The organism is Indolivaga alginatilytica (assembly GCF_003201355.1).
In the GTDB taxonomy this organism is placed as follows: Bacteria; Bacteroidota; Bacteroidia; order Bacteroidales; family Dysgonomonadaceae; genus Dysgonomonas_A; species Dysgonomonas_A alginatilytica.
In genome coordinates, this window is sequence record NZ_QICL01000005.1 from 46,226 (window position 1) to 60,286 (window position 14,061).

The 14,061-nt window shown below is 35.7% G+C and carries 9 protein-coding genes; 7 read left to right on the top strand and 2 right to left on the bottom strand.

All coding sequences use genetic code 11. From position 1 onward, the window contains the following. The first annotated feature begins 28 nt into the window (after positions 1-28). The gene (locus CLV62_RS06300; protein ID WP_110309939.1) at positions 29-2,062 is read left to right on the top strand and encodes an alpha-ketoacid dehydrogenase subunit alpha/beta; all 2,034 of its coding nucleotides are present in this window, start codon (positions 29-31) and stop codon (positions 2,060-2,062) included. A gap of 108 nt (positions 2,063-2,170) precedes the next feature. Continuing rightward, entirely contained in the window at positions 2,171-2,677 is a 507-nt protein-coding gene (locus CLV62_RS06305; protein ID WP_050710852.1) for a flavodoxin, read from the top strand. A gap of 130 nt (positions 2,678-2,807) precedes the next feature. Here CLV62_RS06305 and CLV62_RS06310 read toward each other — a convergent pair whose 3' ends face one another. Together CLV62_RS06310 and CLV62_RS06315 are read right to left on the bottom strand one after the other, a co-directional pair. Then, positions 2,808-3,974 carry a DUF4374 domain-containing protein gene (locus tag CLV62_RS06310; protein WP_394337194.1) on the bottom strand — a complete coding sequence of 389 codons (1,167 nt, stop codon included), beginning with the start codon at positions 3,972-3,974 and terminating at the stop codon, positions 2,808-2,810. A 161-nt stretch (positions 3,975-4,135) separates the two neighbouring features. After that, on the bottom strand, positions 4,136-6,547 hold the full coding sequence (locus CLV62_RS06315; protein ID WP_110309941.1) for a TonB-dependent receptor: 2,412 nt from the start codon (positions 6,545-6,547) through the stop codon (positions 4,136-4,138). Positions 6,548-6,853: 306 nt separating this feature from the next. On the opposite strand from CLV62_RS06315, the gene CLV62_RS06320 reads away from it, so the two are divergent. The 5 genes from CLV62_RS06320 to CLV62_RS06340 all read left to right on the top strand — a co-directional run bounded on the left by CLV62_RS06320 (position 6,854) and on the right by CLV62_RS06340 (position 13,898). Continuing rightward, positions 6,854-7,588 carry a lysophospholipid acyltransferase family protein gene (locus CLV62_RS06320; RefSeq protein ID WP_110309942.1) on the top strand — a complete coding sequence of 245 codons (735 nt, stop codon included), beginning with the start codon at positions 6,854-6,856 and terminating at the stop codon, positions 7,586-7,588. Positions 7,589-8,185: 597 nt separating this feature from the next. Beyond that, entirely contained in the window at positions 8,186-9,172 is a 987-nt protein-coding gene (locus CLV62_RS06325) for an acyl-ACP desaturase (RefSeq protein WP_110309943.1), read from the top strand. Between the two features lie 94 nt (positions 9,173-9,266). Continuing rightward, positions 9,267-9,824, top strand: a complete 558-nt coding sequence (locus CLV62_RS06330; RefSeq protein ID WP_221409219.1) for a DUF421 domain-containing protein — start codon at positions 9,267-9,269, stop codon at positions 9,822-9,824. A gap of 1 nt (position 9,825) precedes the next feature. Continuing rightward, complete coding sequence (locus CLV62_RS06335; RefSeq protein ID WP_110309944.1) at positions 9,826-10,194, top strand: helix-turn-helix domain-containing protein; 369 nt, start codon at positions 9,826-9,828, stop codon at positions 10,192-10,194. A 113-nt stretch (positions 10,195-10,307) separates the two neighbouring features. After that, positions 10,308-13,898 carry a glycoside hydrolase family 2 TIM barrel-domain containing protein gene (locus tag CLV62_RS06340; RefSeq protein ID WP_110309945.1) on the top strand — a complete coding sequence of 1,197 codons (3,591 nt, stop codon included), beginning with the start codon at positions 10,308-10,310 and terminating at the stop codon, positions 13,896-13,898. Positions 13,899-14,061: the final 163 nt, after the last annotated feature.

Genomic DNA, 14,061 nt, shown 5'->3' on the forward strand with positions numbered 1-14,061 from the left:
ATACTAAGCAACTGAAAAAAAATATATAATGAAAAAATTTACTATAAAAACAACAGATAAAGACACCCTCCAAAGATGGTTTTATCTGATGACACTAGGACGTGCTATTGATAATAAAGCACCTGCTTATCTACTTCAATCATTAGGTTGGTCTTATCATGCTCCTTATGCAGGACATGATGGAATTCAGCTTGCAATGGGAGAGGTGTTTGTAAAAGGTGAAGACTTTATGTTCCCTTATTATAGAGACATGCTTGCGGTTTTAGCTGCTGGTATGACTGCCGAAGAGATAATCTTGAATGGTATCTCTAAAGCTACGGATGTGGCAGGTGGTGGTAGACATATGTCGAATCACTTTGCTAAACCCGAATGGAATATCGAGAACGTTTCATCTGCAACAGGTTCTCATGACCTTCATGCAGTTGGAGTAGCTCGTGCTATGGTTTATTATAAACACAAAGGTGTGGCTTATACTTCACATGGTGAGGCATCAACATCCGAAGGATATGTTTATGAAGCTATCAATGGAGCAAGTACCGAGCAATTGCCTGTAATATTTGTTATTCAGGATAATGGTTATGGTATCTCAGTTCCTAAGCACGAACAAACTGCTAACCGTAAAGTGGCAGATAACTTTGTAGGCTTTAAAAACTTAAAGATCATACATTGTAATGGTAAAGATGTATTCGATTCTATGAATGCAATGACTGCCGCTCGTGAGTATGCAATAAGCACAAGTAATCCTGTAATTGTTCAGGCAAACTGTGTACGTATGGGATCACACTCAAACTCTGATAAACAAACTTTATACAGAGATGAGGATGAGTTAGCATATGTAAAAGAAGCCGATCCATTATTGAAATTCCGTCGTATGTTATTGCGTTACAAACGCTTTACAGAGGAGGAGTTGAAACAAATAGAGGCTGATGCTAAGAAAGAATTGAGCCAAGCAAATAAAAAAGCTATCGCCGCTCCGGATCCGGATCCAAGTACAATTTTTGATTTTGTAACACCTGAACCATATCATCCTCAAAAATATGTGGATGGAACACATAATGAAACAGGCGAACCAAAGAATCTGGTTACAGCTATTAATGAAACATTGAAAGCTGAATTCAGGCTTAATCCAAATACTTTCCTTTGGGGGCAAGATATTGCAAACAAAGAAAAGGGAGGAGTATTTAATGTTTCAAAAGGAATGCAACCCGAATTTGGTGAAGGACGTGTATTTAATGCTCCTATTGCCGAAGATTATATAATGGGTACTGCAAATGGTATGAGCCGTTTCAGAAAAGATATCCGTATCGTTGTAGAAGGTGCAGAATTTGCCGATTATTTTTGGCCTGCTATCGACCAATATGTAGAGTGTACTCACGAATATTGGAGAACTAACGGACAGTTTTCTCCAAATATCACAGTACGTTTAGCTGCCGGAGGTTACATTGGAGGAGGTCTTTACCACTCTCAAAACTTAGAAGGTGCATTGACTACTCTACCAGGAGCACGTATCGTATATCCTTCTTTTGCTGATGATGCAGCGGGATTGTTACGTACAAGCTTACGATCAGAAGGTTTTACACTATTCTTTGAACCTAAAGCACTTTATAATGCTGTAGAATCATCGACAGTAGTTCCTGACGATTTCGAAGTACCTTTTGGTAAAGCACGTATCCGTCGCGATGGTAGCGATATTACTATCATTACTTATGGTAATACTACTCACCTTTGTTTGGATGCTGCCGAACGTTTGGCTAAAGATGGTAATTATTCGATTGAGGTTATAGACCTTCGTTCGTTGATCCCTCTTGATAAAGAAACAATTGCTGAATCTGTTAAGAAAACAGGTAAGGTATTAGTAGTACACGAAGATAAAGTCTTTTCAGGATTTGGTGCAGAAATAGCAGCATCTATCGGAACCGAACTATATCGTTATTTAGATGCTCCTGTTCAGCGTGTAGGATCAACATTTACTCCTGTAGGATTTAATCCAATATTGGAAAAAGCGATACTTCCTAATACTGATCGTATTTATGCAGCAGCTAAAGAATTATTGGAGTTTTGAGGTCTCAGACCTTTTTATTTCTTTGGTTAGTGTGTCAATAATAATTAGTTGTACATTACTAAATAAAACGAACTAAAAAAAAATACTAACTATAAACGTGTGCGTATAATGAAAAAGATAGGTTTATTTTATGGTACTAGTACTGTAAAAACAGCAGAGATAGCTAAGAAGATACAAGCTGCATTTGGAGATACTACAATGGGAGTTGTGGCTATTGAAGAGGCTTGGAGAAAAGACTTCGAAGGCTATGATAATATAATCTTGGGAACCTCTACTTGGTTTGATGGAGAATTACCTACTTATTGGGATGAGATACTTCCTGATTTAGATGATTTGAAATTGAAAGGTAAAAAAGTAGCCATCTTCGGTCTGGGAAATCAAGTTGATTATCCTGAAAATTTTGTTGATGGAATTGGACTTCTTGCCGAAACTTTCGAAGCAGGAGGAGCTACAATTGTAGGTCTAACTTCTACTGAAGGTTATACTTTTGAGAAATCAAAAGCATTGAGAGATGGTAAGTTCTTAGGATTGGCTATTGATATCGATACTCAAGCTGATAAAACTGATAAACGAATATCAGATTGGGTAGCTCAACTAAAGAAAGAGTTTAACTAAGAATTCAGAATCAGTAGATTTCTACAAATAAAAAAGTCAGAGTAACCAATCGGTTTACTCTGACTTTTTTGTTTATTATTTTATTTGCTTGTAGTCGCTATACTTATCAAAGAAAAAGGGATGAGGTCTTTTAATCTAGCTTAAAGAATCCACCAACAAACGTAGTCGAAATTTTAGCACCTCTTTCACCTGTTGCCGTTTGCGGATCAACACGGTATATGTAAGTGCCTTCTGCGGTTGTGATGGGACAATATACATATCCACCATCTACCAAAACATTGAAACGTCGTCCACCATTTCCATTATGAACGGGGATTTCTTCAATATCGGTTATTGTTTGTTTATTTAAGTCGATAATACAACACTTCAATGCTTTATCAGACCATCTGTCTGCCGCTGTCTGAGGATTGAGTGTGCTCACTTCCGCATATACTAATCCAGCTCCAATATATCTTATATGGGCAGGTTTTAAACCTCCCGATTTAGTTTCGAAATCGAAGAAATAATCATCAAATTTAGTCTGTCCTTTAGGTATACGAAGGAAAGCTGCATCCTTGGTGCTTTGTGAGAATCCGTTGGCTAAGGCAGAGTTTGACATGATATACATATCTCCCGATTCTACTTTGAAGATTCCATTATGTGCATACCACGATCCGGCGGGTCCTGTACGTGTATCTTTCATAATCGTTTCGAGTTTCATATCCGGATATGAGTATACAGCAACATAAGTAGTATCGGTAAATTTTGTACTATAGTCTGTTGGATTCATCCCGAAATAGGTCATATAGACTTTATTTTCACTCATACAAATCCCTGTGATACTAGGCCATTCTAATGTAGCGATAGGAGCAATAGGTGTTCTTCCTTTATTGGTTATAGATACAGTATTTATATCTACAGTATAAAAGGTAATTTGGTTTCCGCTTGCTGCATTTGCCGGTATTTCGACTCCCAACATAGTATTGTTATCAATTTGAGAGAAAGCTCTTAGCGATTCATCAAAAACAAAGTCGCCTTTTTCTTGTAAATATCCATTGGCATCTCGTACTATCCCCGTAGCACTTGTAACACCAAGTCCTCCTACACAAAATATGGTCTGATTACCTTGTTCATAATCGTGATATCCGTTCTGCTCTATTCCTTTTCCTACTGCGGTGATTTTGTCAGACATAAGGTTATCTGTGCTAACTACGTAATAGGTAGTAGTTCCATTGGCAGTTATTCCTAAGCTGATGACATAGGGAGCATTCGGGATTTCTGTATTTTCATCATCGGTAGTGTCATCGCATGACATCATGCCAAGTGAAATAAGTCCGATGAAGAAAAAGTTTGTTATATATTTTATTAATTTCATTTCAATATTGATTAGTTATATAGAAGGTCTAAAACCTTTTTTATTGCTTTGGATTAAGTATAATAACGATAGATATTTCTGTTACTAAATTATTAATGATGCAATTATCTTAAAAAGTAACGAACTTTAAAGTTGAAAGCTCTACCTGGTTTTTGTAATCTGTAATTATCATACAATTTCTCATTTGTGATGTTTGTACATTCTAATACAAAACCATATTTACCATTTTCTAATGTATATCCTAAAGCTATGTCGTGCGACATTTGTTGCGGTATTACTTTCTTAGAAGCTTTAGCTCCCAATCCGGGGAAAGACAAGTAATATTTCTGAACATAATCAAATAAATAGTCTAATGTTAGCTCAGAGTTTTTTATAATCACGTTCTGGAATAGAACACCTGCATCTCCATTAGCAAAGAAATAAGGAATGTTAGGTAGGCGTTCTTTGTATGATATATGCTCGAAAATACCTTCACCAACCAAACTTCCTGTATTTTTCTCGAATTGTTGATTATCTATAATGCTTTGATAAGTAACATTTACACCTGCATGAAGTAGATTTTTCCATCTATATTTCACACCACCTTCTATTCCCTTAGTCAATACCTTGCCTAAATTTTCATAAGCAGTTGTAGGATCAGTAGTTAAACTAACTCCTTTAAGGATAAAATCTTTAGTATTTCTATAAATTAAATTTGTTTCAAAATATAGGGTATGTTCATTATTTAAGTGTTGCTCATAAGCAATACCTAAGTTCACATTATCGCTGCTTTCTGCCTTAAGATCGGGGTTGCGTTGTTGAATCAAACCATCTCCAAACATCTCTGTACTTTCAGGTAAGCGATACGCTTGTTCGTAGGATAGTTTTGCCTGTAATTTAGGTAGGATGAAAAAGGTCGTAGCGGCACCATATCCAAAATAGGTTTTACTGTCTTTTACTTTTTCCAGTCTTGCGTTTACGGTGTATTCATCCAATCTCTTATAGGTTGAACTATTGGTATTGTATAGCTTCCCGAATATATTTGCATTCCAACGATCATACTTTATTTGCCATCCCAAACCCGTGACATTCTTAGTCAGTTTTTGAGGAATTTTATTCGATTCATTTTCGGGGTCTACCTTGTCATGTATCTTTCTGTTCATAGACGAAAATACATGGTTCAATGTGATAGATTGATGAGTGTCTAACATATAGCTAACGTTTGCAGTTGAGAGCCATTCTCTATTCTTTATTTCCGAATCGGTATATGCTCTTTCACCTCTGGTGGAATCTTTGATAGATTCTCCTAACCAGTTATAGCTTCTCGAGATTGTGTCTATATTAAAAGTGTTTACGCTGTTGTATGCTCCGTAAAAAGAAGCTGATAAACCTTCAGTAAACAAGTCATCCTTTTTGTATCGGATAGAAGGTATCAGAGATTCACTTTTTACTTTTACACCACCGTATACAGCGTCCATCGTTGCACCTGTTTGTACATCTTTATCATTCTTGGAGACTATAACGCCTGCTAATAAATAATCGGCATACGATTTGTTTGTAACCCCACTTTCCAGCCTGATTCCTCCTGCTTCATAGTTGTCGTGAAAGCGTTTAACCCAACGGTTGTCTACTATCTTATTTGTATTTAAATCCTTAATCGGGGCAAAAACCTTGTAATTATTATCCGAGTAATTATAGAAGGCGTTTGCACGTACAGTAAAACCTGTTTTACTATCGGTATAAGCTCCGTTTATAGCAGCTCTGTGTGTATTAAACGATCCTATTGCATAGGATGCGTCCAGATAATTTGCATCTTTACGGCTGACAATATTTACGGCTCCACCCAATGCATCAGCACCTAAGCTAACAGGAAGCACGCCTTTGTATACTTCTACACGTTCAGCCATATTCGTAGATATATTATTCAAATTGAATGACGGACCAAAGTTATCCATTGGTATTCCATCCAAAAAGAATTTCACTTGATTTCCAGAGAACCCATTTAAACTGAAATTATAGTTTGAACCCATACCTCCATCTTGGCGTACACGTACCCCTGATACATTATTTAAAAGTCTGTTTAGAGGGATAGAAATAACTTGGGCTCTTTTTAAATCAAGAACAGTTATAGCAAAAGCCTTTTCTTGCTGCTTACGGGCTTCACTTTTTCCAATTACAGATACCTCGTTTAAGTTTACCGAATTATCAACTTCAATATCCGATATTTGAGTTGTCTTGTTGGCTAAAACAGTTATAGCTGTCTTCTTAGATTTTACACCTATTCCCGAAACAGTAAGAACCTGTTTTCCTGTAGGTACATTTTCTAGTTTATATTCTCCACTTTCGTTCGTATATCCACCAATTGCAGCTCCGTCAATAGAAATTGTCGCAGGGTAAACAGGAGTTCCCTGAGCATCTACAACTCGCCCGCTAATAGTCCCTTTAGCCTGTTGTTGCGTTGCCGAATATAATGAAAGATTTGTTAATGAAAGGAAGAGAAAACTGAGTAAATAAAACTTAGATAATTTAGAATTCATTGTTGAATTTGTTATGTCCTTTTTTGAAGCCGTGAAAGTATAGTTTCTAAGTTGTTTATACAATCACAATTAATAGGTATTTTCTTCTTGATTGACCCCTTTTGATACCTATATATGTGTAGAGTATGTATGATTATAAAATTTTATTATATATGCTGTTTTTTTTAGATTAGTATTCTTTCATACATAGACAAGTGACTTTTTCGTGAGATTCTTATCAGTTATAATCACAAAATCTTATCATTTTTTATATTTTTAATTAACAGAATTTTTGCTAATTTTGAATATCATAAGAACTTTAGAATTATGCAAAAACTAATCTCATACCCCCTTTCAATAATATATTACTTACTTTTTTTAGTAACTCTACTTATTTTTCATCCTATACAATGGATCTGTTTTAATTTGTTTGGATACAACGCTCATAAAAAAAGTGTAGATGCATTAAACTTCTTTTTAACAGCCAATACTTATGTCTTAGGGACAACTTATAAAGTAGAGAATTTAGAAAGACTTCCTGAGGGAGTTCCTTTAATTATAGCTGCAAATCACCAGAGCTTATATGATATTTCGGGTATTATATGGTTTATGCGAAAAGTACATCCTAAGTTTATAAGCAAAATAGAATTGGGTAGAGGTATCCCAAGTATCTCTTATAATCTGAATCATGGAGGTTCTGTACTTATTGATAGAAAAGATGCAAAGCAGTCTCTATCATCCATAAAGAAAATGGCTGATTATATAGAAGAGAATAAGCGATCGGCTGTTATATTTCCGGAAGGAACAAGAAGTAAAACGGGAGTACCCGGTCCTTTTGCCGAAAATGGATTGAAGATACTTTGTAAATATGCACCTTCTGCGTATATGGTTCCTGTAACCATAAATAATTCGTGGAAAATGACTAAATGGGGTTCTTTTCCAATGGGATTAGGAAATAAACTTACGTTTACGATTCATGAGCCTTTTGCGATAAAAGGTATTCCCTTTTCAGAAGTATTCGAGAGAGTTGAGCGAGAAGTTGTAGGAGATATTAAAGTGTAATGCCGATTAAAAAATAGTCTCGAATCAGTTTAAAACTTTAGATGTTTAGTCATTCGTCTTGTATTACTATAGACCTATTATACCACATTTGTTTTTTATTATCTACAAGAAAAATCAACAATGATTTTCTGCTTTTTTTTGAAAAATACTTTTTTGAGAAATTTACAGGTTACAAGATGAACTCTTGGGCTATATTTCATGTTCATAGATAAAATATATGAGTCTTAGATATCAATAACACTTATTGTTTGTTGGACGTATTTTGTTGTTTAAATAATCTGCTAATGTGTCATCTGTCAGTTCTTCAATATTAACTAAACCCATATCAGGTTCTAAAAATCAGATATATGTGTATCTGCATGATATTCACAATCTCAATTCGGTTTATTGTTCTTTAGATTATAGTATTAGTAGCTTTTTATAAGATAAACCGATTGTTGACGACCAATTGAGTGACCCTTTAATTACGGATGATAAATAATCTTACCTTTACTATTTATCTGCCTTTTGGTGTAGCAGGTATATTGTTTTCCTATTTAGTTGGGTAAAGAGAATATACACTCATAGAAGGGCATCACTTCAAATAATTATAGTAGAATGTCTATAAAAAATATCCGACTGGAAGTCATGCGCTTCCTGGAAAAGAATGTTGATACTTTTATCGACCAATATTTAATACCTGTTGAAAAAATCTGGCAACCGACAGACTATTTACCGAATTCAGAAAAAGAAACTTTTTTTGAAGAGATAAAGGAATTACGTGAATTGGCAAAAGATCTACCTTACGATTTCTGGGTAGTATTGGTAGGCGATACCATTACAGAAGAAGCTTTACCTACATACGAATCGTGGTTGATGGAAATTGATGGCGTTGATAATGTAGAACGTAATGGTTGGTCGAAATGGATTAGACATTGGACAAGTGAGGAGAATCGTCATGGCGATTTATTAAATAAATACTTATACCTATCGGGTAGGGTGAATATGAGAGAGATTGAGCAGACTACTCAACATCTTATCAGCGATGGTTTTGATATTGGTACAGGACGTGATCCGTATAAAAACTTTGTGTATACCAGTTTTCAGGAATTGGCAACTTTTATATCTCATAACCGAGTGGCTGAACTTGCAAAGAAAGCAGGCGATGATAAATTGTCGAGAATGTGTAAGCGTATTGCCAGTGACGAAATGAGACATCATTATGCATATAGTGAGTTTGTAAAACGTATATTCGAGGTCGATCCGAGTGAAATGATGCTGGCTTTTCAGTATATGATGAAACAAAAGATTGTAATGCCTGCTCACTTTCTAAGAGAATCAGGAGAGAAAATCAGCACAGCATTTGAGCAGTTCTCTAATGCGGCACAACGTATGGGTGTATATACAGCAAGCGATTATGTGGATATTATGCAAAAGCTGATCGACAAATGGCAGATTGATAAAGTATCGGGATTGACGGATGAAGCCGAACGTGCTCGTGATTTCCTGATGAAGCTTCCGTCTCGTATGGCTAAAATCTCAGAACGAATGATTGTTCCTGTTGATTCTTACATATTCAAATGGGTACAACCCGCCGTAAAGTAATACTTCTAAAAGTTATATATAAAAGGAAACTATCGCACGATAGTTTCCTTTTTGTTTTTCAGATATTTAAATGGTTATTTAACTTTTTCGGAGTATGATTGTTTATAACAAAAACGTATACGAAACGACTATGAATATCTTATCTCAAAACTGGCCTATTATTGTAAGTTCTTTTGTAGTGTATGTATTTATTATAATCGGATTACGATTGTTTGGTAAAAAAGAACTGGCACAATTAAGCGTACCCGATCTTGTATTTGTATTACTGATTAGTAATGCTGTTCAAAATGCAATGGTGGGGTCTAATACTTCACTATTAGGAGGATTAATTGCTGCATCTACATTGTTTATAGCTAATTATATTCTTAAATATTTCTTTTACAGATTCTCTAATGTTCAAAAACTGATACAAGGGGAGCCTGTTTTATTGGTATATAAAGGAAAGGTAAACGAGCAAAATCTTCGAAAATCTCAAATTACAATAAATGAATTGATGGAGACGATCCGTGAGCACGGTACATCTGATATCAAGCAGGTCGATTTGGTGATGCTTGAGTCTGATGGAAATATAAGTGTATCAACAGATAACTTCAAAAAGCATACTACAGTGGAAGGGATAAGGAGAAAGAAGAAACATCGCAATTTTCTATAGAATGATTTTTAGAATAAAAGAGTCAGTTAGAGAATATGTTTCCTTTTCTCATAGAGCCGATTTGCTTAATCAATTATTGAGATTATTGCTTACACATTATAGGGAGGAAAGAAGTGTTGCTTTTTATGCAGATAAAATGTGTTTAACATCCAAGTATCTATCAAAGATTATAAAGGAAATAAGTGGAAAGTCTATCTTGGAGTGGATTTCTGAGACTGTTATAATGGCTTCTAAAGCGCTGTTGAAATCTTCCGAAATGACTGTTCTTCAGATTTCTGAAGAGTTGAACTTTCCGAATCCTTCTTTTTTCAGTAGATTCTTTAAAAAGCATACGGGAATGACACCTATCGAATATAGGGAAAGCGAATAACGCGTTTGTCTATAATATCCATTTTTAGGAAGTTAATTTTTACGGAAATAGTCGGAATAAAAACAATAACTCCTATCTTTAAAATACTATAACCGATATAATTCTAGAATAACATGCAAAGACAATCATTTAAATGTATCTTATTTTTTCTCAGTTTATTATTTTTGAGCTCAAATCTATCCTCTCAGCAAATCAACCCCAATGTATTATACAAAATTGTAAGTCCCTCGGGATTGGTATTGGATAACGTGGATACCCCGAGTAACAGTGCTAAATTGTTTTTATCGAAAGATAAGAAAGGTAACGAAGGGCAGGTTTGGAAAATAACTAAACTTGATAATGGGTATTATACAATAACCAATACATTTATCAATAAAAGTCTTGATAACGATAATATGTCTTCGGGCAATGGAAATGCTATCGTTCAATGGGATGCAGGTAGCTCTAATGAAAATCAGCAATGGAAATTTGCTGTAACAGGTACAGGAGCATACATTATAACTCATAAGAATAGTGGTATGTCGTTAGCATTCACCGGAGAAGAAGCCGAAGGCGCAACAATATATCAATTACCCAATACTTCGCAATTATGGAGATTGGTTCCTACCAACCTAAAAGTACCTAAAGAACCAAAAGTAAAACGAAGCAAAAATGATTGGGAAAACGAAACCATTTTTGCTATAAATAAGGAGCCCGGTCATGTAACTTATATTCCTTTTCCTTCAATTGAAAGTCTTAAATCCGATAAAAGTTTCGATCAGCCCTGGTTAGAACCATCTTCTTCATTATATCAATCATTAAACGGAAATTGGAAGTTTCATTGGGTGAAACAACCATCGGAACGCCCTCAGGATTTTTATAAAATGAATTACGATGTTTCGTCATGGAAAGAGATACCTGTACCTTCTAATTGGGAAATGCACGGATACGGAACACCTATTTATACAAATATTACATATCCGCACAAAAATAATCCTCCTTTTATTCAACCGCAAAGAGGGTATACGAACGAAACGGAAGTAAATCCTGTAGGATCGTATCGTCGCGATTTCTCTATTCCTGCCGATTGGGATGGAAAAGAAATTATCCTGCATTTCGATGGTGTATATAGTGGTCTTTATGTTTGGATAAACGGAAAGAAAGTAGGATATAGCCAAGGCGCAAGTAATGTTGCCGAATTTAATATTACCGATTATGTGAAGATCGGAGATAATACAATTGCCGCTGAAGTGTATCGTTGGACAGATGGCAGTTATATCGAAGATCAGGATATGTTCCGTTTAAGTGGAATCCACAGAAGTGTATTTCTGTATGCTACACCAAAAGTGCATGTGCGTGATTATTTTTTATTATCCGAATTCAAAGGAGATGATTATAGTTCGGCTAATTTTAAAGTAAAAGCTTCCGTAAGGAATTACGATAAAAAAGCAGCTCAGCCGGCAACAGTCAGTATATCTTTATTAGACATTTCAGGAAAAGAAGTTGCTAACTTGACCCAGGAAGTTGAGATTTTGAAAGGACAAGAAGAACAGGTTTATGAACTGCAAACAAGAGTGGAGAAACCTCTTCTTTGGTCGGCAGAGAACCCGAATTTATATACTGCTGTTGTAACATTGAAGGACAATACAGGAAAAGTTGTGGAAGCTATGTCTTCAAAGTTTGGTTTCCGCAAAATCGAAATAAAGAATAAGCGTGTCTATGTAAATAATGAGCAAGTTTTTTTCAAGGGAGTAAACAGACACGATATTCATCCTCAATACGGGAAAGCGGTTCCTGTTGAATCTATGATGCAGGATGTATTACTGATGAAACAACACAATCTGAATACAATCCGTACAAGTCATTATCCGAATGATCCTCGTTTATATGCCATGTTTGATTATTATGGCTTATATGTAATTGACGAAGCAGACTTAGAGAATCACGGAAATCACTCTATTAGCGATATGCTAAGTTGGTTACCGGCCTTCAAAGATCGTGTCGATCGTATGATACAGCGGGATAAAAATCATCCTTCTATCATTTTCTGGTCGATGGGTAATGAAGGAGGCAACGGTAAGAACTTTGACGAAGTATGTAAACTGGCCCGTATTCTTGATCCTTCCCGCATAGTGCATTACGAAGGACGGAACGAGTCTGCGGATATTGATTCGCAAATGTATCCCTCGTTACAAGGAATGGCAACATTCGATCAGCAAACATCCGATAAACCTTATTTCTTGTGCGAATATGCACATGCGATGGGTAATGCGGTAGGTAATCTGGCTGAGTATTGGGACTATATCGAAAACAAATCGCAACGTATGATTGGTGGTTGTATCTGGGATTGGGTAGATCAGGGTATCAATATGCCCGGAAAACCTAAAGATCAGTATTATCTGGGAGGCGATTTTGGTGATAAACCCAATGATTTTGACTTTGTATGTAATGGGCTGACAACTCCCGATCGCCGAGTTACTGCCAAATTGCTGGAAGTGAAAAAGATATATCAATATATAAAATTCAAACCATTAGCCTTGGTTAGTGGTAAAATTGAGATTGAAAACCGTTATGACTTTACCAATCTGAGTGACTTTGATATCACATGGGAAATAATCAAAGATGGAGTAAAAGCTGAATCGGGTACGTTAGAATCTTTGAATCTGGCTCCAAACCAAAAAACTGTAGTAACAGTTCCATATAATAAGAACCTGGAGGCTGGTAGTGAATACTTTCTGAATATATATTTCAGCCTCAAAAATGCTACAAATTGGGGAGAGTCGGGTCATGTAGTTGCAAAAGAACAATTTGCACTGAATAATCGTCAGCCATTATCGAATGTTGATGTTTCTTCTATGGCAACGATACAGGCTACAGAGCAAGATAATAATTTAACTGTGAGTGGTACAGGATTCAAAACCGTATTTGATAATACTACAGGAATCATGGCTTCCCTTCAATATAATGGGCAAGAGATGATATTTAATGGAAAGGGATTTGATCTGAATTGGTATCGTAGTGTAAATAATGATAAATATACCGATCAGAATTATTACCCCACTACAAATGATAAGCCCATCTTTACATACCGGATAGCCGATGATCAGAAATCGGTGACGGTAATCTCAAGTACTACGGCTACAATTGCCAGTGACAAAGCTGTGAAAATACCTTATCTGGTAAAATATACGATCTATTCTGATGGAACGATTGATATAGATGCGGGTTTTGCTTCTCCTTCGGCAGGTTCTATTGTACGCCGATTAGGCTTACAAATTGTTTTACCTGCGGGTATGGAGAATATTCGTTACTATGGTCATGGTCCTCATGAGAACTATTCAGACAGAAAGCATTCAGCCTTTATGGGTGCATATGCTACTACTGCCAAAGGAATGGAAGCAGAGCATTATGTTCGTTCTCAAAGTATGGGGAATAGAGAGAATGTAAGATGGATTGCAATAACTAATCAAAATAATCAGGGATTGAAAATATCATCTAAGGACAATCTTAATTTTAGTGCTTTACATTTTACAGATCAGGCTCTTTGGGATGCTGTACATGATTTTAAACTGGATGGAATTCGTAAACCCGAAGTTTATTTAAGCTTAGATTGCGTACAACAAGGCTTGGGAAATGCGAGTTGTGGTCCTCTTCCTCTGCCTGAATATATGATTTCTGCTAATTCATTACAAGGTTATTCGTTTAGAATACAACCCTTAAAGTGATAAAATATAAGGTGTCAGAGCTTTTTATCGCTTTGATAAGTGTAATATTAAATCCTTTCCTTTACTTAGTTAAAGCGAAAGTGAAAAATCACATTCGCTAGATTGATTGGTTTTCTGAGTATATAGTAATACTTGGAAAACCAATTTTTATTTAATCGATCGA